General features: G+C 46.5%; 1 protein-coding gene. It reads left to right on the top strand.

The window, feature by feature from the left end; all coding sequences use genetic code 11:
* Positions 1 to 430, top strand: a 430-nt coding sequence (locus A3738_RS03795) for a methyltransferase domain-containing protein (protein ID WP_156503929.1), incomplete at both ends; no start/stop codon positions are given.

The raw sequence follows: 430 nt of genomic DNA, 5'->3' as shown, positions 1-430 counted from the left end.
AATGGTTGGTAATCAGTTAATTGAGCATACTCTTGCGTGCGATGTTTCCTTCCCTCAAGGACTTGGGGGAGATCTTGGTTGCGGCACTGGGTATTTTTCCTCAGATGTAAAAACGAAATTCCAGCTCGCCGAAATGCTGTTGCTCGACATTTCTGAATCGATGGCGCGATACGCCTTTAGCCGGTGGTCTGAGGAAGCGTTGGTTGACGAAACGACTTCAACACGTGCGTTTTATCCTCTAGTGCTAGATGCCGAAAATATAGCTTTGCAATCCGAGGTTCTCGATTTTTGCTTCTCCAGTTTGGCGCTTCAATGGGTGAATGACTTGAAAACAGCCTTAAAGCAAGCTCACGCTGCGCTAAAACCTGGTGGTGTCATAAGCTATTCAACCTTAGTCGATGGCACTTTGGATGAGTTGAAAACGTCATGG

This window comes from Oleiphilus sp. HI0066, assembly GCF_001635725.1.
The sequence above is the reverse complement of the archived record's forward strand: the minus strand, read 5'-3'. Positions and strand labels throughout refer to the sequence as shown.